At 64.5% G+C, this 26,733-nt stretch carries 16 protein-coding genes; 11 read left to right on the top strand and 5 right to left on the bottom strand.

What is annotated here, in order from left to right:
- Positions 1-67 precede the first annotated feature (67 nt).
- Positions 68-1,672 (bottom strand): transglycosylase SLT domain-containing protein, encoded by a 1,605-nt coding sequence (locus NJD74_RS02525; protein WP_102788066.1) that lies wholly within the window; start codon positions 1,670-1,672, stop codon positions 68-70.
- Between the two features lie 121 nt (positions 1,673-1,793).
- Between NJD74_RS02525 and NJD74_RS02520 the strand changes: the two genes are divergently transcribed.
- Entirely contained in the window at positions 1,794-3,299 is a 1,506-nt protein-coding gene (locus tag NJD74_RS02520; protein WP_102788067.1) for a helicase HerA-like domain-containing protein, read from the top strand.
- Positions 3,300-3,354: 55 nt separating this feature from the next.
- Complete coding sequence (greB, locus tag NJD74_RS02515) at positions 3,355-3,858, top strand: transcription elongation factor GreB (protein ID WP_019182651.1); 504 nt, start codon at positions 3,355-3,357, stop codon at positions 3,856-3,858.
- A 139-nt stretch (positions 3,859-3,997) separates the two neighbouring features.
- On the opposite strand, the gene NJD74_RS02510 is transcribed toward greB, so the two are convergent.
- Both NJD74_RS02510 and rimO read right to left on the bottom strand, forming a co-directional pair.
- Positions 3,998-4,828 carry a DUF3025 domain-containing protein gene (locus NJD74_RS02510; RefSeq protein ID WP_102788255.1) on the bottom strand — a complete coding sequence of 277 codons (831 nt, stop codon included), beginning with the start codon at positions 4,826-4,828 and terminating at the stop codon, positions 3,998-4,000.
- Positions 4,828-6,192 (bottom strand): 30S ribosomal protein S12 methylthiotransferase RimO, encoded by a 1,365-nt coding sequence (gene rimO / locus NJD74_RS02505; protein ID WP_261997113.1) that lies wholly within the window; start codon positions 6,190-6,192, stop codon positions 4,828-4,830. Before rimO ends, NJD74_RS02510 begins: the two co-directional genes overlap by 1 nt.
- Positions 6,193-6,395: 203 nt before the next feature.
- Here rimO and NJD74_RS02500 point away from each other — a divergent pair, with 203 nt between their 5' ends.
- The 3 genes from NJD74_RS02500 to NJD74_RS02490 are packed head-to-tail and all read left to right on the top strand — an operon-like array spanning position 6,396 to position 7,672.
- Positions 6,396-7,073, top strand: a complete 678-nt coding sequence (locus tag NJD74_RS02500; protein WP_319623605.1) for a dienelactone hydrolase family protein — start codon at positions 6,396-6,398, stop codon at positions 7,071-7,073.
- Positions 7,070-7,492, top strand: a complete 423-nt coding sequence (locus NJD74_RS02495; RefSeq protein WP_019182648.1) for an HIT family protein — start codon at positions 7,070-7,072, stop codon at positions 7,490-7,492. Before NJD74_RS02500 ends, NJD74_RS02495 begins: the two co-directional genes overlap by 4 nt.
- Positions 7,493-7,507: 15 nt before the next feature.
- Positions 7,508-7,672, top strand: coding sequence for a DUF5668 domain-containing protein (locus NJD74_RS02490; RefSeq protein ID WP_167390309.1), 165 nt, complete (start codon positions 7,508-7,510; stop codon positions 7,670-7,672).
- A gap of 242 nt (positions 7,673-7,914) precedes the next feature.
- Here the strand turns inward: NJD74_RS02490 and dcd are convergent, their stop codons facing one another.
- Entirely contained in the window at positions 7,915-8,487 is a 573-nt protein-coding gene (gene dcd / locus NJD74_RS02485) for a dCTP deaminase (RefSeq protein ID WP_019182646.1), read from the bottom strand.
- 272 nt (positions 8,488-8,759) lie between these two features.
- Here dcd and NJD74_RS02480 point away from each other — a divergent pair, with 272 nt between their 5' ends.
- Positions 8,760-11,801 (top strand): TonB-dependent receptor, encoded by a 3,042-nt coding sequence (locus NJD74_RS02480; protein WP_319623604.1) that lies wholly within the window; start codon positions 8,760-8,762, stop codon positions 11,799-11,801.
- Between the two features lie 75 nt (positions 11,802-11,876).
- On the opposite strand, the gene apbC is transcribed toward NJD74_RS02480, so the two are convergent.
- Positions 11,877-12,719 carry an iron-sulfur cluster carrier protein ApbC gene (gene apbC, locus NJD74_RS02475; RefSeq protein WP_102788256.1) on the bottom strand — a complete coding sequence of 281 codons (843 nt, stop codon included), beginning with the start codon at positions 12,717-12,719 and terminating at the stop codon, positions 11,877-11,879.
- A gap of 219 nt (positions 12,720-12,938) precedes the next feature.
- Between apbC and NJD74_RS02470 the strand changes: the two genes are divergently transcribed.
- The 5 genes from NJD74_RS02470 (at position 12,939) to NJD74_RS02450 (ending at position 26,675) form a co-directional block, all read left to right on the top strand.
- Positions 12,939-15,740 (top strand): TonB-dependent receptor, encoded by a 2,802-nt coding sequence (locus tag NJD74_RS02470; protein ID WP_319623603.1) that lies wholly within the window; start codon positions 12,939-12,941, stop codon positions 15,738-15,740.
- Positions 15,741-16,161: 421 nt separating this feature from the next.
- Positions 16,162-18,969, top strand: coding sequence for a TonB-dependent receptor (locus NJD74_RS02465; protein ID WP_026069695.1), 2,808 nt, complete (start codon positions 16,162-16,164; stop codon positions 18,967-18,969).
- A gap of 408 nt (positions 18,970-19,377) precedes the next feature.
- Complete coding sequence (locus NJD74_RS02460; protein WP_319623602.1) at positions 19,378-22,191, top strand: TonB-dependent receptor; 2,814 nt, start codon at positions 19,378-19,380, stop codon at positions 22,189-22,191.
- 220 nt (positions 22,192-22,411) lie between these two features.
- Positions 22,412-24,520 carry a M13-type metalloendopeptidase gene (locus NJD74_RS02455; protein WP_174704342.1) on the top strand — a complete coding sequence of 703 codons (2,109 nt, stop codon included), beginning with the start codon at positions 22,412-22,414 and terminating at the stop codon, positions 24,518-24,520.
- A gap of 142 nt (positions 24,521-24,662) precedes the next feature.
- Positions 24,663-26,675, top strand: a complete 2,013-nt coding sequence (locus NJD74_RS02450; RefSeq protein WP_102788070.1) for a M13 family metallopeptidase — start codon at positions 24,663-24,665, stop codon at positions 26,673-26,675.
- The last annotated feature ends 58 nt before the right edge of the window (positions 26,676-26,733 follow it).

Raw genomic sequence — 26,733 nt, 5'->3', positions numbered from 1 at the left:
CGCTGCGATGGATGTGCTGCGCCGGGCGGCCGCAGGCGTGATGCCGGCGAGCCTACCCGGTTATGGCTTACTTGTCGCAGCCCTGCAGCTTGATGCTCTGGCCCTGCTTGAGCGAATAGGCCGGCGCCTTGAGGCCGTTGGCCCGGGCCAGGGTCGGTACGTCGCACTGGAACCTGGCCGCGATCTTGCCAAGGGTCTCGCCTTTGCCGACCTTGTAACTGCGGGCCGGCTTGGCCTTCGGCTTGGCGACCGGCACGGCGACGGGCGCAGCCGGGGTCACCGCCGGCATGGCCTGGGCCTGGGCGACCGGGACCACGCTGCCCACCGCCACGTTGCCGGTGTAGCTGACGGCCGTGGGACGCACGATCGCCGCATTGAGGTCGGCGGTGATCAGGGTGCGGGCCAGATCGGCACGCGGGCCGCTGACACAGAAGCGGTTGTACAGCCCGGCGATGCGGGTGGTCGCGTTGATCGTGGTGCCGGCCGGAATCCAGCCATCGGCCTCATAGCGCGGGTTGAGGTTGCGCAGCGCGCGCATGTAGCCGTCGCGGGTGCCGGTGCTGCCCAGGCAGATGGTCAGTTCATAGATCGTGGTCGACTTGGCCAGGCGGATGGTGGCCGGCTGTGCGCTGATCTTCGGGAACTCCACGCCGTACTGCTGCGGGTGCAGATAGATCCAGGCCGCGGCGATCACCATCGGCACGTAGTCCTTGGTCTCGCCCGGGAACTGGTTGTAGACGCTGTCGGTCCAGAAGCTCTGGCCCGGATACTGGCGGAACACCCGGATGGCACGGCCCTCACCGCCGTTGTAACCGGCCAGCGACAGCTCCACGCTGTTGTTGAGCTCGCGCATGCGCTCGTTGAGGTAGGTGGCGCTGGCCTCGGCCGCGCTGCGCGCATCGAAGCGGGTGTCGAAGCCGGTGCCATCCGGGCCCAGGCCGAAACGACGGCCGGTGGCCGGCATGAACTGCATCAACCCCGCCGCGCCCGCACGCGAGGACGCATGCACCCGCCCGTTGGATTCCTTGGCCATGATGCCGAACAGCAACGCTTCGGGCAGGCCACGCTTTTCCCACTCCGGCCACATCACCGCCCGCAGGTTCTGGTAGTTCTCGTAGCTGGTGAGCAGCGCCGGGCGCATGTCGGTCAGCCAGCGGCGGATGCCCGCCTGCACGGCCGGGTTGTACTCGACCATGGTGTCGAAGGCGTGGCGCTTGTCATTGAGCAGCGCTGCGGCGCGGGCAGCTTCGGGCACGTCGGCAGCCAGCGGGCCGACATGGTCCGGGTCGGCCTCCAGCAGGGTGCCGTCGGCGATGACGGTGCCGTCCTCGCTGTCCTGCTGGCTGTCGGCGTTGCTCTTGAGCAGGCGCTTGTAGGTCGGCAGCAGGTTGCTGACCTGGCAGCCCTTCTGGGCCACGCAGGCGCTGATCACATCCTCCATGTCCTCCAGCGCGGCATCGGCCTCGTTGGTGCCTTTCGGGTCGGCATTGTTCACCAGCACCAGCGCCGCGTTGTAGCGCTTCTCGGCGGCAGTCATGCGCTGATCGAGCGCCTCCACCTTGGCCTTGTCGCGGGCGGAGACGCGCTGGGCATGGGCCTCGGGGACGAACGACAGCATCGCGGCGACCGCCAGCAACGGCCAACCACGGACAAGCAAGACAGGAACGGGCATTTTTGGCACTGTGTGCGAACGATGGGGCAGAGTAGCCGTGCCGCTTGCATCGGGGCAACCCGTCTGCCGGCCGGTCAGTGCCGACGTTTAGAATCCCGCCTATTCACACTGCGAGTTGACCATGGATCCGATTCTGCTCGGCAAAGGCATCACCGACGATATCCCCGTCACCCTGTTGCCGCGGCTGGGCAACCGGCACGGCCTGGTGGCCGGCGCGACCGGTACCGGCAAGACCGTCACCCTGATGACGCTGGCCGAAGGCTTCTCGCGGATCGGCGTGCCGGTGTTCCTGGCGGATGTGAAGGGTGACGTGTCCGGCCTGGCCGTGGCCGGCGCCGGGACCGAGGCGCTGCTGCAGCGCGCGAAGGACCTGGGCGTGGCCGACTACGCGCCCGCCGCCAGCCCGACCATTTTCTGGGACCTGTACGGCAAGCTCGGCCACCCGGTGCGCACCACGGTGAGCGAGATGGGCCCGACCCTGCTCGCCCGCATCCTGGAGCTCAACGACACCCAGGCCGGCGTGCTGGACATCGTGTTCAAGCTTGCCGACGACCGCGGCCTGCTGCTGCTTGATCTGGATGACCTGCGCGCCCTGCTCGGCCTAGTCGCCGAAGAGCGCAAGGACATCTCCACCGAATACGGGCTGGTCAGCGCGCAGACGGTGGCGGCCATCCAGCGTTCGCTGCTGCGCCTGTCGCAGGACGGCGGCGAGGCCTTCTTCGGCGAGCCTGCGCTGGAGCTGGCCGACATCATGCGCGTCAACCACGACGGCCGCGGCGTGATCGGCATCCTCGCCGCCGACCAGCTGGTACTGAAACCCCGGCTGTACTCGACCTTCCTGCTGTGGCTGCTCTCCGAGCTGTTCGAAACACTGCCGGAAGTGGGCGATCTGGAGAAGCCCAAGCTGGTCTTCATCTTCGATGAAGCGCATCTGCTCTTCGATGACGCACCGCCGGCGTTGGCGCAACGCATCGAACAGGTCGTCCGGCTGATCCGCTCCAAGGGCGTGGGCGTGTATTTCTGCTCGCAGTTCCCCGATGACGTGCCGGCCAACATTCTTGGCCAGCTCGGCAACCGCGTGCAGCACGCGCTGCGTGCGTTCACCCCGCGCGACCAGAAGGCGGTGAAGGTGGCCGCCGAAACCTTCGTGCCCAATCCGAAACTGGATGTGGCTGCCACGCTGGCCAAGCTGGGTACCGGCGAGGCGCTGGTCTCCACCCTGCAGGACAAGGGCATCCCCTCGCCCGTGCAGCAGACCCAGATCGCGCCGCCGCGCTGCCGGATGGGTGCGATCGGCGAGGCCGAACGTGCGCAGGTGCGTGCCGGCAGTCCGGTCGGCACGCGCTATGACACCGCGATCAACCGCGAATCGGCTGCGGAACGGCTGGCGCAGCGCGCGCAGAAGACGGTCGAGCAGTCGGATGCGCCCAAGGCCCGCACCCGTCAGCAGGATGAGGCGCAGGAAGGCGGCTTCGGCCAGAGTATCAAGGATGCGATCTTCGGCACCAAGCGCCGCCAGGGCATGATCGAGACCATGGCCAAGCAGACCACGCGCACCGTCGGCACCAAGCTGGGCAACCAGATCGTGCGCGGCCTGCTGGGCGGTATTTTCGGCGGAAAGCGCTGATACTCCGTGTCGCGCCGCATGGCGCGGCACCTTTTGACGAGCACAAGCAGACCTGATGTCGCGTTGGCGTCCCCCCGCGGAAAAAAGCACGGCCCTGATCACCGCACAGGGCCACCAGCGGCTGAAGACCGAACTGGATGAACTGTGGCGGCACAAGCGCCCGGAGGTAGTGAAGGCCCTGGCCGCAGCCGCCGCGGAAGGCGACCGCTCCGAGAATGCCGAGTACACCTACCGCAAGAAGCAGCTGGGCGAGATCGACCGGCGCGTGCGTTACCTGACCAAGCGACTGGAGGCGCTGCGCATCGTCGATACGGCGCCGACCGATCCGAACGCCGTGTTCTTCGGCGCGACGGTCGAGCTGGAGAACGTCGATTCGGGCGACATCCATGTGTATCGCATCGTCGGCCCGGACGAGACCGACGCCGGTGCCGGCTGGATCAGCATCGATTCGCCCCTGGCCCGCGCATTGCTGAAGAAGCGCGTGGACGATGAGTTCGAAGTGGAACTGCCCAGTGGCCGCCATGGGTTTGCGATCCTGTCGGTGGCGTATCCCGGCTGACGGCAAGTGCATCGACGCGTGGCGTGGATCTACCGGGGATGTTGGAAACCAGCGGCAGTAGCGCCACGCCATGCGCGAATTGCGCACGGCATTGCCACCGGCGTGCTACCAGATGCATGTCATCACTGCAGCCGCCGAATCACCCCAGCGCAGCGGGATACACGCGCCCCGGGCGCAACGGGCGGAAGTAGTCGGCCCGCGCATAGAAGGTCGCCGCCTGCCGCGCGTGCCACCCGGGAATCCCCGCCAACGGCAACGGACGCAGCTCCAACGGATCACCAAGCCGCTCTCCGTCCGCGATGGCCTGCGCCACCGCCGCGACCGCACTGGCATCGTCATCGCCCTGTACCAGCACGCACTTGCCGACCAGCAGGCGGTCCGGCAGCAGGGCCTGCTCCAGCAGCGCATGCCCGATCACCGCCGCGACGGCGATATCACCGTTGCGCCAGTGCCCTGCTCCGTCCACGAACAGCGCCGGCCAGTCGTGCCGGTCCCATGCGCCCAGCAGCGCAGGGTCGCGCACCCGCACGATCACGCCTGTCTCGTCGAACTGGGTCAGTGCCGCCTGCGCACGGTTGCGTTGCCCCGGCGCCATCGCCGCGATGTGCCGGCATTGCTGCTGGTTGAGCGCGCGCTTGATGGCAGGGTAACGCGCCCAGATCAGGGCGTTGAACAAGTCATGCCAGTTGTCCGCACGCGTGGCGATCCGGCCGCGCCCGGCGATGCGCGCTTCATAATGCAGGCCGTCGGCCAGCAACGCCTCGTCCTGCTCGGCCAGATGCTTGTCCGGCAACGCGAGGCGCGCGTCGAGCGCAGCGATGGTGGGCCAGTCGGGCGCGCCCATCAGATCCTGGAAGTCGCGCAGCCCGGCATAGATCGGCTGTGCGAAGCAGGCCGCATCCACCGCGTTGCGCGGTGGTGCGATGAAGCGGCGTCGACCGCCAGTATCGGCAGCCGACGCCGATACGATCACAGCACGTGCAGATCGAACGGCTTGCGCGCTTCGGCGGCGAGGATCGCGTCACCGAACAGATCGTGGTCGTCGCTCTCGGTGATCTCCACATCGACGAACTGACCCACGCGCAGCTTGGCTTCTTCCGCGTTCTGGATATGCACCAGACCGTCGATCTCCGGCGCATCGGCCTTGGAACGGGCCACCGCGATGCCGTCTTCGATGGCATCGACCAGGCACTGCTGCACGGTGCCGATCTTGGCTTCCAGGCGCGCGGCGGAAATCTCCGCCTGGCGCTCCATGAAGCGGGCCAGGCGCTCCTGCTTCACTTCTTCGGGCACCGCACCGGGCAGATCGTTGGCGGTCGCGCCGGTGACCGGCGAGTAAGCGAACGCACCGACGCGGTCCAGCTGCGCCTCGTCCAGGAAGCTCAGCAGCTCCTCGAACTCGGCATCGGTCTCGCCGGGGAAGCCGACGATGAAGGTCGAGCGCACCGTGATGTCCGGGCACAGCTGGCGCCAGCGCTGCACGCGCTCGAGCGTCTTGTCGACCGCGCCCGGGCGCTTCATCAGCTTGAGGATGCGCGGGCTGGCATGCTGGAACGGGATATCCAGGTACGGCAGGATCCGGTTCTCGGCCATCAGCGGCACGATCTCGTCCACGTGCGGGTACGGGTAGACGTAATGCATGCGGGTCCACGCATCCAGCTCGGAGAGGCCTTCGCACAGCGCTTTCAGGCGGGTCTGGTAGGCCTTGTCGCGCCACATGCGCTCGGCGTACTTCACGTCCACGCCATAGGCCGAGGTGTCCTGGGACACCACCAGTAGTTCCTTGACGCCACCACGCACCAGCCGCTCGGCTTCGCGCAGCACCTCATCCACCGGGCGCGAGACCAGCTTGCCGCGCATCGAGGGGATGATGCAGAAGCTGCACTTGTGGTTGCAGCCTTCGGAAATCTTCAGGTACGCGTAATGGCGCGGGGTCAGCTTGATGCCGTAATCGGGCACCAGATCCACGAAGGGATCGTGCTTGGGCGGCAGCGCGGCGTGCACGGCCTCCATCACGCTCATGTAGTCCTGCGGACCGGACACCGCCAGCACGTTCGGGTAGGCCTCGCGGATCTGCTCCGGGCGCTTGCCCAGGCAACCGGTGACGATCACCTTGCCATTGGCGTTCATCGCCTCGCCGATCGCATCCAGCGACTCGGTCACGGCCGAATCGATGAAGCCGCAGGTGTTGACCACCACCACGTCGGCCGAGTCATAAGAGGGAACGATGTCGTAGCCCTCGGACCGCAGCTGGGTCAGGATGCGCTCGGAATCGACAAGGGCCTTCGGGCAGCCAAGGCTGACGAAGCCGACTTTGGGGTTCAGCTGGGACATGGATCGCAAGGACTCTGGGGGCCTGGGCCCATGCCGGAATGGCGTGGGGACCTGGGGCCGGAAACGGCGGCAAGTATACCGGCGTTCAGCCCGCGCCCCTGAACCGGATCGGGTCGATCCCGCCAGATACCGCATGCCCGCTGACATCACGCTAACCCGCGCGGGGCCGATAATGAATGCCTGAACCAACGGAGTCTCGCACCATGGGTGAGTGGATCACGCTCGATACGCATTACGGACCGGTCCGCGCCTGGCAGGCAACGCCGGCAGGCAAACCTCGCGGGGGCCTGGTGGTGATCCAGGAGATTTTCGGTGCCAACCCGCACATCCGCGCGGTGGCCGACGACTATGCCGCCAAGGGCTATGCGGTGCTGGCCCCCTCGTTCTTCGACCTGGCCGACTCGGCCCCGGACGGGACCGAACCGCCTTCACTGCCTTACGACAGTGAAGGCGTGGCCGCCGGCCTGCAGATGGTGGACGAACTCGGGGTGGAAAAAGCGCTGGAGATCGTCCGGGCCGCCGCGTCGCGGCTGGCACCGGCTGGCAAGGTCGGCACGGTGGGCTACTGCTGGGGCGGCAGCATCGCCCTGCTCTCCGCGCTGCGCCTGGGCCTGCCCTCGGTCAGCTATTACGGCGCCCGCAATGTGAAGTACCTGGACGAAGCGCCCAAGGCGCCGGTCATGTTCCACTTCGGCGCCCAGGACAAGAGCATCCCGCCTGAAGCGATCAAGGCCCACCGCGAGAAGCTGCCGCAGATGGCCACGTTCGTCTACCCGGCCGATCATGCCTTCAACCGCAGCGTCGGACATGCGTATGATCCAGACAGCGCCCACCTGGCGCTGGAACGCACCCTGGACTTCTTTGCGGAGCATCTTGGATGAGCGAGTTCGAACTGGATTCACGCCTGGCCACCGACAGCGTACTGGTAGCAGAAGGGCCGTTATCGCAAGTGCGATTGATGAACGATGAAAGGTATCCCTGGCTGATCCTGGTCCCACGCCTGAGTGGCGTGACCGAATGGATCGACTTGGATGGCGAGCAGCAGGACAAGCTGCGGACCGAGTTGAACCGGGCGTGCAAGGCGCTCAAGGGCACCGATGGGGTCGAGAAGATCAACATCGGCTCGCTGGGCAACATCGTGCGCCAGCTGCATTTCCATGTGATCGGGCGCCATGTCGGCGATCCGGCATGGCCGGGTCCGGTCTGGGGCCAGGGGCAGGCACACCGTTTTGACCCGGAGGTGCTGGCCGAGCGTGTCGCACTCTGGAAGGAACGGCTAGGATATTCGCCCCAGCCCTAGCGGACCCTGCCCCTGATGCGTTCCAACCTTGTCGCCGCCATCGTCCTGATCCTTGTCGGCCTGTTCCTGCTGGCCAGCAATCTGGGCTGGACCAACATGAACATGGGAAAGCTGATCCTCACCTGGTGGCCGGTCGTGCTGGTGGCGGTTGGCATCGGCCTGCTGTTCGGCCGCAAGTAGAGCGGACCGTTGGTCCGCTGCTTTTCGGCCCGCTGCTTTTGGGTCCGCTGCTTTTGGTCACCACGCCGCACGTCGGACCAAGCCACAAAAAAAGCGCGGAGTACTCCGCGCTTTTTTTGTGGTCGCCCCTTGATGGGTCACGGTAACCGCAGAAGCAGCCGACCAACGGTCGGCTCCACCAGGCGCGGACGCGGCAGCACGCCCGGGGATCGATCAGGTGCGCAGCGCCACCCGCATGATCATCAGGTCCGCGGCAGGGTCACGCCGGTCTGGCCCTGGTACTTGCCGCCGCGGTCCTTGTAGGACGTCTCGCAGATATCGTCCTTGTCGGCCTGGAAGAACAGCATCTGGGCCACGCCTTCATTGGCATAGATGCGCGCCGGCAGCGGCGTGGTATTGCTGAATTCCAGGGTCACATGCCCTTCCCACTCCGGCTCCAGCGGGGTCACGTTGACGATGATGCCGCAGCGCGCGTAGGTGCTTTTGCCCAGGCACACCACGAGCGTGTCGCGCGGGATGCGGAAGTACTCCACGGTGCGCGCCAGCGCGAAGCTGTTGGGCGGGATGATGCACTCATCACCCACGATGTCCACGAAGCTGCCCGGATCGAAGTGCTTCGGGTCCACGATGGTGGAGTTGATGTTGGTGAACACCTTGAACTCGCGCGAGCAACGGACGTCGTAGCCGTAGCTGGAGGTGCCGTAGCTGACGATGCGCTGGCCGTTGGCCTGCTTGACCTGGCCAGCTTCGAACGGCTCGATCATGCCGTGCTGCTCGGCCATCTGACGGATCCAGCGGTCACTCTTGATGCTCATGTTCGATCCTGGCTGGGAACAATTGGACAGACGCCCGGGCCAGCGATTCTACAGCGACCTGTGATGCTCGCCTACGCGCTTCAGCGTGACCGGGAAAGGCTCGAATCAGCCTAACCACTCTCACTCTAAAGTGAGACATACAACCTCTAATTATCTCATTTTTACAGAATGGTTGCGCCGCGAAGAACTGTTCATTATGGTTCCATTAAGCCTGAACACTCGATTCAGGTAGGAATATTCAGCCACCGTAAAGCATCACGCAAAGGAATCTGATGAAACACACCATCCATGGACGCAAGTTCGCCCGTACCGCACTCGCCTTGATGTTGAGCGCATGCATCGGCACCTCTTTCGCACAAAGCACCTCCGGCAACATCAACGGCAGCGCTACGGCGGAGAAGGTTCAGGTCAAGAGCCTGGCCTCCGGTGCCACCCGCGAAGTCACCGTCGGAACCGACGGCCGCTTCAGCTTCTCGCAGTTGCCCATCGGCACTTATGAGGTCACCACCTTCAGTGGCGGCAGTGCGGTGAACACCACGCGCGTCAATGTCGTCGCCGGCCAGTCGACCACTGCCAGCTTCGCCTCGGCATCCAGCGGCGCCACCTCCCTCGACACGGTCAATGTGCGCGCGCTCGGCGCGGCCAATTCCATCGATCTCGGCAGCGTGGAATCGCGCACCACCTTTACCGCCGACCAGCTCAATTCCCTCCCCGTGGGACGCGATATCACGAGCGTTTCGCTGCTCACCCCCGGGACCGTTGCATCAAGTGGATATTTCGGCCCGGCATCGTTCGGCGGCGCCTCGGCCGCAGAGAACAGCTACTACGTCAACGGCTTCAACGTCACCAATCTGTACGACAGCCTGTCGTTCTCCGAGATCCCCTACCAGGCCATCGACCAGCTGGACGTGCAGACCGGCGGTTACGGCGCGCAGTACGGCTTCTCCACCGGCGGCGTGACCAGCGTCAACATCAAGCGCGGCACCAACGAATGGAAGGGTGGCTTCAGCTGGACCGGCGCCCCGGATTCGCTTCGCGAGAGCGCGCCCGATACGTACTACGACGATGGCTCGCTCTTCCGTTCCTATGATCGCAACAGCAGCAGCTCCAACGTCTACAGCGTCTGGGCCGGCGGCCCGCTGATCGAAGACAAGCTGTTCGTGTTTGCGATGGGCCAGTTCAGCAACTCCAAGACCGGCAATTACGGCAACCGCGGCTCGCAGTACACCACCAATGGCCGTCCGCCCTCCGCTACCGCATTGTCCACGTCGGCCTACGACTATGAGTCCAAGACCCCGTACTGGCTGTTGAAGCTGGACTGGTACCTCAACGACAGCAACCACCTCGAGTACACCGGTTTCGACAACAGCCGCCGCTACAATTACGACTACTACAACGCTGCCTATGATGATCCCAGCAGTGGTGGCGAACCGGCCAAGACCAGCGCCCTCGGCGCGCTGATCGGCAAGTCCGGCGGCCAGACCGACGTCTTCAAGTGGACCAGCTACCTGACCGACAACCTGACTGCATCGCTGCAGTACGGCCAGATGCGCAACCGCAGCTCGGAGCACACGATCAGCCCCGACGGTGTGATGAGCACCTACGACGGCGACATCAACAGCCCGCAGGGCAGCTGCCCCTACGTTCTGGACTACCGGTCCGAGACCGGCGGGACCGGCCGCCAGATCGGCTGCGCCGTGGCCAGCACCGTCGGCATCTTCGGCGGCCGCAACGAGCGCAAAGGCACCCGCCTGGATCTCGACTGGCAGCTGGGCGACCACAAGATCGGCTTCGGCTACAGCGACGAGAAATGGACCTCCGTGCAGGGCACGTCCTACTCCGGCGGGGCCTTGTGGTATCTGGAAGATGACTATGCCGAGCGGGTGAACTTCCGCAACGGTGGCTCCATCGAGATCAAGCAGCAGTCGTGGTACCTGCAGGACAACTGGCAGATCACACCGAACTTGATGCTGTATGCGGGCATCCGCAATGACTCGTTCGACAACAAGAACTCGGACGGCATCTCCTTCGTCAAGCAGGATGACATCTGGCAGCCGCGTGCAGGCTTCTCCTGGGATATCCTGGGCGACGGTCGCAGCAAGCTGTTCGCCTCGGTTGGCCGGTACTCGCTGCCGATCGCAGCCAACGTCGCGCTGCGCGCGGCCAGTGCCTCGTACTATCTGGACGAGTATTTCACCTACAGCGGCATCAATCCGAACGGCTCGCCGATCGTCACCGGCAGCTTCGAGGACGGTGCGTATGACGCAGTGATCAACGGCGAAAGCGGTGCTACGCCTGATCCGCGCGCGGTCGCGTCGCGGGGCCTGAAGCCGTACACCCAGGACGAAGTCATCCTGGGCTACCAGCAGCAGATCAATTCGTCGGTCGATTTCTTCAACGACTGGACCGTGGGCATCAAGGCCACCTACCGTCGCATCAACAATGCGATCGATGACACCTGCGATTCGCGTTCGCTCTACAACGCAGCGGTTGCCGCCGGCTATGACCTGTCCAACTGGTCCGACCCGTGGACCGTGCCGGAAGGCCTGCCGGGCTGCTGGATCTACAACCCGGGCAGCGACCTGAACGTCACCCTGGATGTCGACGGCGATGGCACGGTGGAAGAGATCAATGTGCCGGGCGATACGCTGGGCCCGAAGGCCAAGCGCACCTACAAGGCCGTCACCCTGAGCGCGGACAAGCAGACCGAGCGCTGGTACGCCAGCCTCTCCTACACCTGGTCCAAGCTGGAGGGCAACTACGAAGGTCTGGTCAAGAGCACCAACGGCCAGGATGACACCGGCACGACCTCGGACTTCGACTTTGCCGAGATCATGTACGGCGCCGACGGCTACCTGTTCAACGACCACCGCCACAGCTTCAAGCTCTTCGGCGGCTTCAAGTTCACCGACGAGTGGTCGGTCGGCGTCAACGTGCTGGCCCAGTCCGGCGCACCGAAAAGCTGCCTCGGTGGCGGCTGGGGCAGCTTCGACACCGAGTACGGTTATACCGGCGTGTTCCACACCTGCGAACAGGGTACCGACGAGATCTCCAAGGTGGGCAGCGCTGGCCGCACGCCGTGGCAGTTCACCGTCAGCCCGAACATCACCTACACGCCCAACTGGCTGGAAGGGCTGAGCATGCAGGTGTCGGTGATCAACGCCTTCAACAACATCAAGCCGGTCCAGGTGTACGAAACCAAGTACGGCCGCCCGAGCTCGGCACCGACCATCCGGACCTACTACAACTACAACACGCCGAAGTACTTCAACGATCCGCGCTATGTCCGGTTCCAGGTGCAGTACGACTGGTAAGTCGAAAACCCGCGTTGCTTTCTCTCTTGACCGCCGGCCTCGTGCCGGCGGTTTTTTCTGCAGGGAACAAAAGCCTTACAGCAACGAGGACAGGATCGGGATGGCTGCCCGCGGCCGCTTGGCCACTTCCTCGATCAACCGCTCGGCCGCGCGCAGGTAGGCCTGGGCCGCAGAAGACGCCGGCGCGGCAGCAGTGATCGGCGTACCGGCATCGCCCTGCTCGCGGATGCCGATCTCCAGCGGCAGCGACCCCAGCAGCGGCACCCCGTACTGGGCGGCCATGCGCTCGCCACCGCCCTCGCCGAACAGGTGCTCGACCTGACCGCAGTTGCTGCAGGTATGCACGGCCATGTTCTCGACGATGCCCAGCACCGGCACCTCCACCTTCTCGAACATCTTCAGCGCCTTTTTCGCGTCCAGCGTGGCGATGTCCTGCGGCGTGGTGACGATCACCGCGCCGGCCAGCGGAATCTTCTGGGTCAGGGTGAGCTGGATGTCGCCGGTGCCCGGCGGCAGATCGATCAGCAGGTAATCCAGGTCGTCCCACAGCGTGTCATTGAAGAACTGCGTCATCGCCGAGGTGGCCATCGGCCCGCGCCAGATCATCGGCGTCTCGTCCTCGATCAGGTAACCGATCGACATGGTCTCCACCCCGAACGCGCGCATCGGCTCGATCGACTTGTTGTCCGGGCTTTCCGGACGGCCACTCAGACCGAGCATGGCGGGCACGCTGGGGCCGTAGATATCGGCATCCAGCAGGCCCACGCGCGCGCCGAGCGCGGCAAGTGCGACAGCCAGGTTGACCGCGGTGGTGGACTTGCCGACCCCGCCCTTGCCCGACCCGACTGCGATCACGTTGCGCACGCGCGGATGCGGCGACAACCCCTTCTGCACTTGGCTGGCGTGGGGACGACGCACTTGGCTGGCACTCACTGCGGGCACTCCGGGAACACAACAATTGGACGCAACACTATACAACCTTGACTGCACCTGACTGAAAATCCCGATTGCTACGAAACCATGCAATTTTCGTTAAGTTCATGTTACGGTCGAAACGCACTACGTTGAGCGTTTTCCGCGCGTTCCGGGAGGGAATCATTGGCGTCAGTGCTTTCTGTTTTGTTCTATGGACTATCAATGAATTACAGCACCACCGCACGTCGCAACACGCTTGCCGCTGCACTGTTCTCCGCCCTGATCGCCACCGCAGCCGCTCCGGCCATGGCACAGGATAAAGCCACGACGCTGGACAAAGTCACCGTCACCGGCTCGCTGATTCCGCAGACCGATATCGAAACCCAGACGCCGGTGATGTCCATCACCGCGCAGGACATCCAGACCCGCGGCTTCACCAGCGTGGCCGAAGTCCTCCAGCAGTCCTCGCTGACCACCGGCGGCCTCCAGGGCGGCCAGACCTCGGCGTCCTTCACCCAGGGCGCGGAAGCCTCGGGCATGTTCGGCCTGAACCCGGGTTACACCAAGTACCTGATCAACGGCCGTCCGATGATGTCGTATCCGGCGCTGTACAACGGCGGCGATACGTTCAACAACATCAGCGGCATTCCGATCGACATCGTCGAGCGCATTGAAGTCCTGCCGGGCGGCCAGTCGTCGCTGTACGGTTCGGACGCCATCGCCGGCGTGGTCAACATCATCCTCAAGGAACGCATGGACGGTGGCAGCATCTCCGTGCGCGGCGGCACCTACACCGAAGGTGGCGGCAACAGCGTTCGCTTCAGCGGCGCGCACGGTTTCAGCGCGTTCGATGACCGCTTCAACGCACTGGTCAACGTGCAGATCGAGTCGAGCAACCCGATCTGGGGCTACCAGCGCGACCTGACCCGCACCACCAATGCCAACGGCTACACCGCGCAGCTGCCGAGCAACGATTTCGCCGTCATCGACGCCGATACCAACCGCCTGTACATGATGGACCCGAACAACTGCGCCAACGTGGCCAGCCAGTTCGGTGGCACCACCGTGCTGGGCACCCGTCCGACCGGCCAGTCGTGCGGCACCTACTTCGGCGCCGGCTACAAGACGCTCAAGAACGGCAAGGACAGCGGCCAGTTCTATTCGGCGATGACCTTCGACGTCAACGACAACCTGCAGCTGTTCGCCGACGTGCTGTACAGCAAGGAAAAGACCGAGTACACCTCCGGTTCGAGCTACCTGTGGTGGGGCACCAAGAGCGGCATGGGCGGCTTCTACGACCAGTCCTCGGGCAAGGTGGTGAACCTGCAGCGCGCGTTCGCCCCGGAAGACATCGGTGGCCAGGGTTACAACGACGTCCTCAACAGTGACGAGAGCCGCTCCTACCAGCTGACCCTGGGCGCGAAGGGCCTGGCCGGCAACTGGGACTACAGCGCCAGCTTCACCCGCGGTGAGTACAAGCTCACCGAAAACAAGTTCATGCGTTGGAAGGACCCGATCAACAACTACTTCGCCGAACACGTGCTGGGCCCGCAGCTGGGCACCACGGCCGACGGCTGGGGCATCTACAACCCGAACTACGACGCGTTCTACTCGCCGATCTCGCCGGAAGATTTCGCCAGCTTCACCGGCTACGCGACCAACCGCAGCCGTACCTGGCAGAACCTGGGCCGCGTGCAGATCACCAACGGCTCGCTGTTCTCGCTGCCGGGCGGCGATGCCGGCTTCGCCGTGGTGGTTGAAGGTGGCAGCGAAGGCTGGGACTACTCCCCCGACCAGCGCCTGCTGGACGGCCAGGTGTGGGGCTCCTCGGCCGTGGCTGGCAATGGCCACCGCAGCAATTATGCGGTGACCTCCGAACTGCGCATGCCGGTGCTGGAGCAGGTCACGGTGACCGCTTCGGGTCGCTATGACGCGTTCAAGATCGCCGACAACACCGTCGACAAGGCTACCTACAGCCTGGGCCTGGAATACCGCCCGATCGACAGCCTGCTGTTCCGCGGCAAGTACGGCACTGCGTTCCGCGCACCGACCCTGTCCGATGCCTTCCAGGGCAAGAGCGGGTACTACGCGGCCAACTCGACCGACTACTACCGTTGCGGCACCCTGGGCTATGCACCGGGCAACACCGCCGACTGCCGTTACCACGACAACGTCTCGGTGTACTCCGAGCGCGCCGGCAACCCGGACCTGGAGCCGATCACGGCCGATGTCTGGAATGCAGGCGTGGTCTGGGCACCGATGGCGAACCTCTCCATCTCGGCCGACTACTACAACTGGAAGATCGAGAACGAAGTCGATACGGCCAGCACCGACCAGCTTCTGCTGGCCGAGTACTACTGCCGCAACGGCCTGCCCAACGGCTCTTCGGCCAGCTGCCAGAACGTGGCCGACTGGGTCGTGCGCGACGCCGCCGGCAACCTGAGCAGCCTGTACACCCCGAAGATGAACGTGGCTCGCCAGAACCTGCAGGCCGTGACGGTCGGCTTCAAGTATCTGCAGGACATCGGCCGCTTCGGCTCGCTGCAGTTCTCGGCCAACTACACCAACATGCTCAAGCGTGAAGTGCAGTCGCAGCCGGGTGAGGAGTTCCAGGATCTGCTGGGCAACCCGATCGCGATGTGGAACTACGACAACTTCGCCAAGGTCCGCAGCGATGCCTCCGTGGGCTGGTCGGTCGACAAGTTCACCACCACGCTGTACGCGAACTACATCGGCAAGACCCCGAACTATCTGGCCGGCATCAACGGCTATGACTATGTCCACCCGGCATCGGGCAAGGCGGCAGGCAAGTGGGGCTCGTACACCACGTACAACCTGAGCGTGAACTATCGCGCCCAGGATGACCTGACGCTGTCGGTGATGGTCAACAACGTGTTCAACAAGATGCCCGACGGCCAGGCTTACAGCTACCTGGGCACCTCGGGTGCGCCGTACAACACCGGCCTGTACAACGCGTACGGCCGTGCCGTGTACGTCCAGGCCAAGTACGACTTCGGCAAGTAACCGCCGCAGGCCACACCGGCGACCGTGCAGGGCCCTGCCCTGCCGGTTCGCCATCCGGAACGCCCCGAAAGGGGCGTTTCGCGTTTGTGGGGCTGCCACGTCACCCGCGCCGCCACCGGCGCGAAAGAGGAAGCGAAACCGAGACGACGACCGCCGAAACAGTAATCGCCTTCAACCGCCACCATTCAGCACTGCGTCATCCACTCCGTTGTTACAAATTGTTACATTTTCATACATGGCTGATTTTCAAGTACTTTTTATCGAACCTCCGGCCTTATGGCTGATGGCTATGTGACTGAGCTGTGTAAGCCTCGTTAAGCCCGTGTTACGTTCGATGACGAAGCACGGAAAGCTTCACACGCAGATGTAATCGCTTCCATGGACGGCCCTACCCACGTCGACACCGCACTCGGGGATGCCCATGTCTCGCCACAGCTCCACTCTGTCTCGCCACCCGCTGACCGCCGCCGTACTGACCGGCATGCTGCTGACCAGCGCCGTCACCGCCTTTGCCCAGGACACCGGTACCACCAACCTGGACAAGGTCACCGTCACCGGTTCGCTGATCCCGCAGACCGAGATTGAAACCCATACCCCGGTGGTGACCATCACCGCCGAAGACATCCAGACCCGCGGCTTCACCAGCGTGGCCGATGTGCTGCAGCAGTCCTCGCTGACCACCGGCGGCCTGCAGGGCGGCCAGACCTCCGCCTCGTTCACCCAGGGCGCTGAAGCGGCCGGCATGTTCGGCCTGAGCCCGAGCTACACCAAGTACCTGATCAACGGCCGGCCCATGCTGTCCTACCCCGCCCTGTACAACGGCGGCGATACGTTCAACAACATCAGCGGCATCCCGATCGACATCGTCGAGCGCATCGAGATCCTGCCCGGTGGCCAGTCCTCCCTGTACGGCTCGGATGCGATCGCCGGCGTGGTCAACATCATCCTGAAAGAGCGGATGGACGGCAGCGTGCTCAACGTGCGCGGCGGCACCTACACCGAAGGCGGCGGCAGCACCTTCCGCGTCAGCGGCGCGACCGGCTTCAACAGCGCCGACGATCGCCTCAACGTGCTGGTCAATGCCCAGTTCGAGTCGAGCAATCCGATCTGGGGCTACCAGCGCGACGTCACCAAGACGACCAATGGCAAAGGCTACACCGCCCAGGTGCCGACCAATGACTTCCTGGTCGTCAATCCGGCGGCCGGCAACGCCTACCTGATGATGGATCCGAACCTGTGCGCCAACGTCGCCGGCCAGTTCGGTGGTACCACCGTGCTCGGCACGCGTGCGGCCGGCCAGTCCTGCGGCTCGATCTACAGCCCGGGCTACAAGACCGTCAAGAACGGCAAGGACAGCGCGCAGGTCTACAGCTCGTTCACCTTCGATGCCAGTGACAGCCTGCAGCTGTTCGGCGACGTGCTGTACAGCTATGAGGACGTGAAGTACGCCACCGGCTCCAACTACACCTGGTGGGGCACGGCCTCCGGTTACGGTCGCTTCTGGGACCAGACCAGCGGCCAGTGGATGAACCTGCAGCGCGCGTTCGCCCCGGAAGACATCAGCGCCAACGGCTACAAGGACATCCTCAACACCGACCGCAACAAGGCTTACCAGGTGACCCTGGGGGGCCGCGGCACGCTGGGCAACTGGGATTACAGCGCCAGCTTCACCCGCGGCGAGTACAAGCTGACCGAGCGCAATTTCGTGCGCTGGGCCGATCCGATCAACAACTACTTCGAAGAGCACGTACTGGGCCCGCAGTTGGGCACCCGCAGCGGCTACGCAGTGTTCGCGCCGAACTGGGACGCCTTCTATGCGCCGATCCCGGCCGGCGACTTCGCCACCTTCACCGGTTACACGGAGAGCCAGAGCCGCACGTGGCAGAACCTGGGCCGTTTCCAGCTCACCAACGGCACGCTGTTCTCGCTGCCCGGCGGTGATGCCGGTTTCGCCGTCGTTGCCGAAGCCGGCAGCGAAGGCTGGGATTACACCCCGGACGAGCGCCTGATGGACGGCAGCGTATGGGGCACCACCGCGGTCGCCGGTGCAGGCCATCGCAGCAACTACTCGCTGACCTCCGAGCTGCGCCTGCCGCTGCTCGACTCGCTGACCGTCACCGGTTCGGGCCGCTATGACGCCTTCAAGATCGGTGACAGCACCGTCGACAAGGCAACCTACAGTGTCGGCGTCGAGTTCCGTCCGATCGAGAGCCTGCTGTTCCGCGGCAAGTACGGCACCGCGTTCCGCGCGCCCAGCCTGTCCGATGCGTTCCAGGGCCTGAGCGGCTACTACGCCAACGGCTCCACCGACTACTACCGCTGCGGCCAGCTCGGCTATGCGCCGACCGATACCACCGGCTGCGCCTATGACAGCGTCTCGGTGTTCGGCCAGCGTGCCGGCAACCCGGACCTGGAACCGATCACCGCCGATGTGTGGAATGCCGGCGTGGTCTGGGCACCGTTGAGCAACCTGTCCTTCTCGGTCGATTACTACAACTGGAAGATCAAGAACGAAGTCGACACGCTGAGCTCGGACCAGCTGCTGCTGGCCGAGTACTACTGCCGCAACGGCCTGGTCAACAACACCTCGGCCAGCTGCGACAATGTCAACGAGTGGATCACCCGTGATGCGTCCGGCGTTCTGGACGAGATCTACACCCCGAAGATGAACGTGGCCAGCCAGAACCTGCAGGCCATCACCGCCAGTGCCAAGTACGTGCAGGAACTGGGTCGTTTCGGTGCACTGCAGTTCTCCACCAACTACACCAACATGATCAAGCGCGAGCTGCAGCCGCAGCCGGGCGATGAATACCTGGACCTGCTGCGCGATCCGTACAACATGTGGATCTACGACTCCTACGCCAAGGTGCGCGCCGATGGCTCGCTGGCCTGGGCCTTGGACAAGTGGACCACCACGCTGTACTTCAACTATGTCGGCAAGACCCCGAACTACCTGGCTTACGCCGGCAACGGCTATGACTACGTGCACCCCTCGGGCGCCAAGGCTGGCAAGTGGGGTTCGTACACCACCTACAACCTGAGCGTGAACTACCGGGCAGCGGAGAACATGACCTTCTCGGTCATGGTCAACAATGTGTTCAACAAGATGCCCGACAACCAGGCGAGCAACTACCCGGGCACCTCCGGTACGCCTTACAACAATTACTTCTACAACATCTACGGCCGGGCCGTGTATGTGCAGGCCAAGTATGAATTTGGCGGGAAGTAACACGATAGCCACTCAGCACTGACACCAGAAAGCCCCGCCGAAAGGCGGGGCTTTTTTCATGCGGCATCGTACATTCGGAATGGGATTACCGGTTTCATCCCACTTGTTAATCACGGCCCTGTTCAGCAGTCAGCCCGCGGCGCAATATGAATAAAGTTTAATGTTCATCCAGCGCATTGTTTTTGAAGATATTTCCATAACGCCTCGCCTTCGCCGCAGACAGCCCGCGGCCATTCAGCGTATTTCACGTTAAGCGCGTGTTACGTTCGCGGCACGCCGGTACCGACTGAACGCAGAATGAAACACCCAAGGACGGCCATGCAGGCCTGATACCGGATCGTTGTTGCACGCAATCAAGAGGTCCCATGGAAGGGAAAGCCACGACATCACCACTACATGGGGTTGCACATGTCTCGCCAAGGTAATTCGATCTCGCGTCATCCGCTTGCCGCCGCCGTCCTCACCGGCCTGCTGCTCACCAGCGCCACCGTCTTCGCACAGGACAACGCCGCCACCAATCTCGACCGCGTCACCGTCACCGGGTCCTTGATCCCGCAGACCGAGATCGAGAACCACACACCGGTGCTGACCGTCACCGCCGAGGACATCCAGACCCGCGGCTTCACCAGTATCTCCGAGGTGCTGCAGCAATCTTCGCTGACCACCGGCGGCCTGCAGGGCGGCCAGACCGCCGCCTCCTTCACCCAGGGTGCCGAAGCGGCCGGCATGTTCGGCCTGGACCCGGGCTACACCAAATACCTGATCAACGGCCGGCCGATGCTGCAGTACCCGGCGCTGTACAACGGCAGCGACGCGTTCAACAACCTCAGCGGCATTCCGATCGACATCGTCGAGCGCATCGAGATCCTGCCCGGCGGCCAGTCCTCGCTGTACGGCTCTGACGCCATCGCCGGCGTGGTCAACATCATCCTCAAGGAGCGCATGGATGGCGGCGTGCTCAATGTCCGCGGCGGCGCCACCACCGAAGGCGGCGGCAACAACATCCGCGTCAGCGGCGCCAGGGGCTTCAACAGCGCCGATGACCGCTTCAATGCACTGGTCAACGTGCAGTACGAAAAGAGCAACCCGATCTGGGGCTACCAGCGCGACCTGACCCGCACCAACAACCGCGTCGGCTACAGCGCGCAGGTGCCCGCCAACGATTTCCTGGTCTATCTGCCCGCCGACAACAACGCGTTCGTGATGATGGACCCGACCCGTTGCGCCAGCGTCGCCGGTCAGTTCGGCGGCACCACCGTGCTGGGCACGCGCGCGGCCGGCGAGTCCTGCGGCTCGGCCTACGGCGCCGGCTACCGCACGCTGAAGAACGACAAGGAGAGCAGCCAGTTCTACAGCTCGATGACGTTCGATGTGAACGACAACTTCACCCTGTTCGCCGATGCGCTGTACAGCCTGGAAGAGGTCAAGTACACGCCGGGTTCGGGGTATACGTTCTGGGGCAGCGACCTGAGCTTCGGCGCGTTCTATGACCAGGACACCGATCAGTACATGAACCTGCAGCGCGCGTTCGCGCCTGAGGACATCGGGCCGAACGGCTACAAGGACATCCTCAACACCGACCGCAACAAGGCCTACCAGGTCACCCTGGGCGGGCGTGGCACGTTCGGCAACTGGGATTACAGCGCCAGCTTCAGCCGCGGCGAATACAAGCTGACCGAGCGCGGCTTCGTACGCTGGGCCGATGACATCGACAGCTACTTCGAGAACCGCGTGCTCGGCCCGGTGCTGGGCACCACCGATGACGGCTACAACATCTACAGCCCGAACTGGGGCGCGTTCTATTCGCAGCTGCCAGCCGGCGATTTCCAGACCTTCACCGGCTACACCTACAACCAGAGCAAGACCTGGCAGAACCTGGGCCGCTTCCAGCTCACCAACGGCTCGCTGTTCACCCTGCCCGGTGGCGATGCAGGCTTTGCCGTGGTCGCCGAAGCCGGCAGCGAAGGCTGGGACTACCGTCCGGATGAGCGCTTGATGGACGGCAGCGTGTGGGGCACCACCTCGGTGGCCGGTAATGGCCATCGCAGCAACTACGCGGTGACCTCCGAACTGCGCCTGCCGCTGATCGACTCGCTCACCGTGACCGGCTCGGGTCGCTACGACGCCTACAAGATCGCCGACAACACCGTCGACAAGGCCACCTACAGCGTCGGCGTGGAGTTCCGTCCGATCGAAAGCCTGCTGTTCCGTGGCAAGTACGGCACCGCGTTCCGTGCGCCGACCCTGCCCGACGCCTTCCAGGGCGAGAGCGGGTATTACGCCAACGGCGCGGTCGACTACTACCGTTGCGGCCAGCTCGGCTACGCCCCGGCCGACACCCTCGCCTGCCCGTACGGCAATGAGTCGGTGTTCGGCGTGCAGGCGGGCAACACGGAGCTGGAACCGATCACCGCCGATGTCTGGAACGCCGGCGTGGTCTGGGCGCCGATGAACAACCTCTCGGTCTCGGTCGACTACTACAACTGGAAGATCGACAACGAAGTCGACACCCTGAGCTCGGACCAGCTGCTGCGCGCGGAGTACTACTGCCGCAATGGCCAGGGCAACCCGACCTCGGCAAGCTGCGAGAACGTCGCCGACTGGATCACCCGCGATGCGGCCGGCAACATCGAGCAGATCTTCACGCCCAAGCTCAACGTCGCGCGCCAGAACCTGCAGGCCCTGACGGCCAGCTTCAAGTACGTGCAGGACATCGGCCGCTTCGGCTCGCTGCAGTTCGCCAGCAACTACACCAACATCCTCAAGCGCGAGCTGCAGCCGCAGCCGGGCGACGACTATCTGGATCTGCTGCGCGACCCGTATGCGATGTGGTACTACGACGCCTATGCCAAGGTCCGTACCGATGGTTCGGTGGGCTGGGCCAAGGACCGCTGGACCACCACGCTGTACTTCAACTACATCGGCAAGACGCCGAACTACATGTCCTACCTGGGCGAGAGCTTCGACTACGTCCACCCGTCCGGTTACAAAGCCGGCAAGTGGGGCTCGTACACCACCTACAACCTCAGTGTGAACTACCGGGCGCTGGACAACCTGACCCTGTCGCTGATGGTCAACAACGTCTTCAACAAGATGCCCGACGGCCAGGCCCACAGCTACGCAGGCAACATCGCCTCGCCGTACAACAGCAGCATCTACAACCCGTACGGTCGGGCGGTGTATGTGCAGGCCAAGTACGATTTCGGCACCAAGACCAACTGAGCCGAACCCGGGATGACACCCCCAGGCCCCGCCGCAAGGCGGGGCTTTTCCTTGCCCGCTGCCGGCCGGGGCCACGTCCGCAGTTGACCGGATCAGGCCTCTTGCCATCGGCCATGACCTTCGACACCCTTGCAGGCCGGGCCGGCGGCGTATCGTCTGGCCCACAGGCTCTTCGGGGCCATTCCTGCACGACTTTTCCGGCCTGGAGGCCAATCACGTGATCGCACGTACACCCAAACTGGTACTGCTGACCCTGGCCGTTTCGGCCGCGCTGGTCGGCTGCGGCAAGAACGAAACCCCGGCCACGGACAGCGCAGCCTCCACTGCCGCGCCGGCGGCCCCGGCCGCTACCGAGTACAAGCTCGACGAGAGCAAGCTGCCGGCCTACAACGCCTTCCACCCGTCCGACCTGGACACCAGCATGGACGCCTGTGGCGCGTTCGGTGACTACGTCAACAGCAAGTGGCTGGCCGCCAATGAGATCCCGGCCGACCGCACCAGCTGGGGCGCCTTCACCATCCTGGACGAGCGCTCGGTCGCCGTGCAGCACCAGCTCGCCGAGCAGGTCGCGGCGGTCAAGAATCCGGCCGGCATCGAGAAGATCGTCGGCGATTTCTGGGCCACCGGCATGGACGAAGCCAAGATCAACGCCCAGGGCATCGAGCCGATCAAGGCCGACCTGGCCGCCATTGACGGCCTGCAGGACAAGGACGCGATCGCCAACTACCTGCGCACCAGCGCCGCCAAGGGCGAGAACGTGCTGTTCGGCTTCGGTCCGGAAGCGGACTTCAAGAATTCCAGCATGAACCTGGCCTACGCCAGCCAGGGCGGCCTGGGCCTGCCGGACACCACCTATTACACCGACGCCAAGAACGCCGACAAGCTCAAGGCTTACCAGGCCCACGTGGCCAAGGTGCTGGAACTGGCCGGCGTGGCCACGGCCGACGCTGAGAAGCAGGCCGCCGATGTGGTCAAGTTCGAAACGCGCCTGGCCAAGGCGTCCAAGTCCAGCGTCGAGCTCTCGCGCGATGTCTCGCTGTTCTACAACCCGGTCACCGTGGCCGACGCGGACAAGCTGACCCCGAACTTCAGCTGGACCGAATTCTTCAAGGCCCAGGGCATCGCCGCCCCGGAGAAGTTCTCGCTGGCCATGCCCAGCTTCCACCAGGAAGTGAGCAAGGCACTGGGTGACACCGATCCGTCGGTGTGGCGTGCCTACCTGCGCTTCCATACCGTGGACAGCGCCTCGCCGTACCTGGCCGATGCCTTCGTCAATGAGAACTACAATTTCTACGGCAAGACCCTGAACGGTCAGAAGGAGCAGAAGCCGCGCTGGAAGCGCGTGCTGGGCACCATCGAAAACGATGCCGGTGATGCGTTCGGCCAGCTGTACGTGAAGGTCGCCTTCTCCCCCGAAGCCAAGGCCAAGATGGAAGAGCTGGTGAAGAACCTGGCCGCCGCCCTCAAGGAGCGCATCCAGGGGCTGACCTGGATGAGCGATGAGACCAAGGCCAAGGCCATCGCCAAGTGGGAAACCTTCACCCCGAAGATCGGCTACCCGGACAAGTGGCGTGACTGGAGCGGCCTGACCACCGGCCGCGACAGCTACCTGGGCAACGTCCGCGCCGCCAATGCGTTCAACTACAAGTTCGCGCTGTCCAAGATCGGCCAGCCGGTGGACAAGACCGAGTGGGGCATGACCCCGCAGACGGTCAATGCCTACTACAACCCGCTGCAGAACGAGATCGTCTTCCCGGCCGCCATCCTGCAGCCGCCGTTCTTCGACCCAAAGGCCGATGACGCGCTGAACTACGGCGGCATCGGTGCGGTGATCGGCCACGAAATGACCCACGGTTACGACGACCAGGGCAGCCGCTTCGGGCCGACCGGCAACTTCGAGAACTGGTGGACCGAGGCGGACACCAAGAACTTCAGCGGCCTGACCGGCAAGCTGATCAAGCAGTTCGACGGTTACAAGGTGGACGGCCAGCCGGTCAACGGCAAGCTGACCCTGGGCGAGAACATCGCCGACCTGGGTGGCCTGGCCACCGCCTACGACGCCCTGCAGAAGGCCTCGGCCGGCAAGGAAGATCCGAAGGTCGACGGCTTCACCCGTGACCAGCGCTTCTTCTTCAACTGGGCCACCGTGTGGCGCACCAAGTACACCCCGGAGAACATGAAGGTCCGTCTGGCGACCGACCCGCATGCCCCGGCGCAGTTCCGCGCGATGGGTGCCCCGTCGAACCTGCCCACCTTCGCCGCGGCCTTCCAGTGCAAGGCCGGCTCGCCGATGGTGCGCGCTGGCGACCAGCAGGTCGTGATCTGGTAACAAGCGCCCTTTGTTGAGCGTTGCGCACGCAAAGGCCCGGGGAAACCCGGGCCTTTGCTTTTGGTGCGGGGGGCACCCATCACGCTCTTTTCGCTTTGCTTGGTACACTCGCGCGATCCCAATCCTGCTGGATTCGCTTTACATGTCCAACCTCCGTCCGCTCGCCATTGCCCTGGGCCTGAGCCTGGCCTCCCTGGTCATCGCACACGATGCGCACGCCGCGCAGAAGAAGAAGGCCGCCGCCCGTGCGCCGGCCGTCAGCGCCCAGTGCAGCGACTTCTACGAGGCCACCAATGCGACCTGGCTGAAAGCCAATCCGGTGCCGCAGACCGGTGCCACCACCGCACTGGGCCAGCTGGCCGACCGCGCACGCCAGCAGCAGCGTGAACTGCTGGATGGCGCGATGACCGCGCCGCAGGGCAACGTGCAGAAGCTGCTCGGCGACTTCTGGGCCAGCGGCCTGGACGAGGCCGCGGTGGAAGCCGACGGCTCCAACCCGATCGCCCCGCTGCTGACCCGCATCAACGCGATCAAGAAGGCCAAGGACGTGCCGGCCTCGATCGCCGCGCTGCACCAGGTGGGCATCCCGGTGGCCTTCAACTTCGCCCCGGACGTGGACCTGAAGGCACTGGACCGCCACATCGGCTACTTCATGCAGGGCGGCATGGGCTTGCCGGACCCGGCGTTCTACACCCGTACCGATGCCGACACCGTCGCGCTGATGGCGCGCTACCGCACCTACGTCAAGCAGGTGCTGGCGCTGACCGGCACCCCGGCGGACAAGCTCGATGCCGAATCGCAGTCGGTGATCGCACTGGAAACCGAACTGGCGCGCAATGCGCAGTCGCTGGCTGGCATCAACAACCCGTTCAACAACTACGCGCCGATCTCCACCAAAGAGCTCAACAGCCGTTACCGCAACCTGCAGCTGGAGGCCTTCCTGAAGGCACAGGGCGTCAATGACGACCTGGTCTCGCTGTCCGATCCGGCGCTGTTCAAGCAGCTCGACGGCATGGTCACCCGGCTCAAGCCGGAGCAGTGGAAGGTTTACCTGCGCTGGCGCGTGGGTGATGCGATGGCCCCGTACCTGTCCAAGGCCTACCGCGATGCCGAGTTCGAGTTCCGCGGCCGCGTGATGCGTGGCCAGACCCTGCCGCCGGCACGCTGGGAGCAGGTGCTGGATGCGATCAACGTCGCCGCCGGCCCGATGGTCGGCCGCGAGTACGCCGCCAAGCACCTCTCGGCCGACGACCGTCGCAAGGCGGCGCTGGTGGTGGACAAGATCCGCGAAGTGCAGATCGATGCGGTCAAGCGCAGCACCTGGATGAGCGATGAGGCCAAGACCGAAGCGCAGGCCAAGCTGGCCGCGCTGAAGATCGAGATCGGCACCCCGCTGCGCGATCTGGACTACACCGTGCAGCCGATGGGCCGTGGCAGCTTTGGCGGCAACATGCTGATCGCCTCGACCTGGCGCCACCGCGAAGAGATGAAGCGCATCGGCAAGGGCAACGCCGACCGTCGCTGGGACGTGCTGCCGCAGCAGCCGGCCCTGGCCTACGACATCGCGCAGAACCGCCTGATCGTCACCGCCGCCGTGCTGCAGGGCCCGGTGTTCAATGCCAAGGGCGATACCGCCGACCTGTTCGGCAGCTACGGCGCGCTGGTCGCGCACGAGCTGACCCGCGCGATCGACGCCAAGGGCGCGCTGGTGGATGCCAAGGGCGAACTACGCAGCTGGTGGACCCCGGCCGACAAGACCGCCTGGACCCTGTTCGGCAACCGCGTGGCCGCGCAGTACAGCGGCTATGACTACCCGGGCGTGAAGGGCGCCAAGGTCAACGGTGAACTCACCCGTGAAGAGAACCTGGCCGACCTGGCCGGCCTCGAACTGGCGTGGGAGGCCTACAAGGCCGTTGAGCCGGCCGCCAAGCCGGCCGCACAGCAGGGCTTCTTCCGTGCCTGGGCGAGCCTGTGGCCGCAGCAGCTCTCGCCGAACGTCGCCGCCCAGCGCCTGAGCTCGGACATCCTGGCCCCGGGCCGCTGGCGCACCAACGGCCCGCTGTCCAACCTGCCGGCCTTCGGTGCCACGTTCACCTGCAAGCCGGGCCAGCCGATGCAGCGCGTGGACAACGACCAGATCAAGGTCTGGCGCTGAGCCCAGCAAGGCAGCAACGAAAAGGGCGCCCATTGGGCGCCCTTTTCATTTAACGGGG

This window comes from Stenotrophomonas sp. RG-453 (assembly GCF_033843685.1).
GTDB lineage: Bacteria > Pseudomonadota > Gammaproteobacteria > Xanthomonadales > Xanthomonadaceae > Stenotrophomonas > Stenotrophomonas bentonitica_A.
Note: the sequence above shows the minus strand (reverse complement) of the source record. Positions and strands in the feature narration are given on the sequence as shown.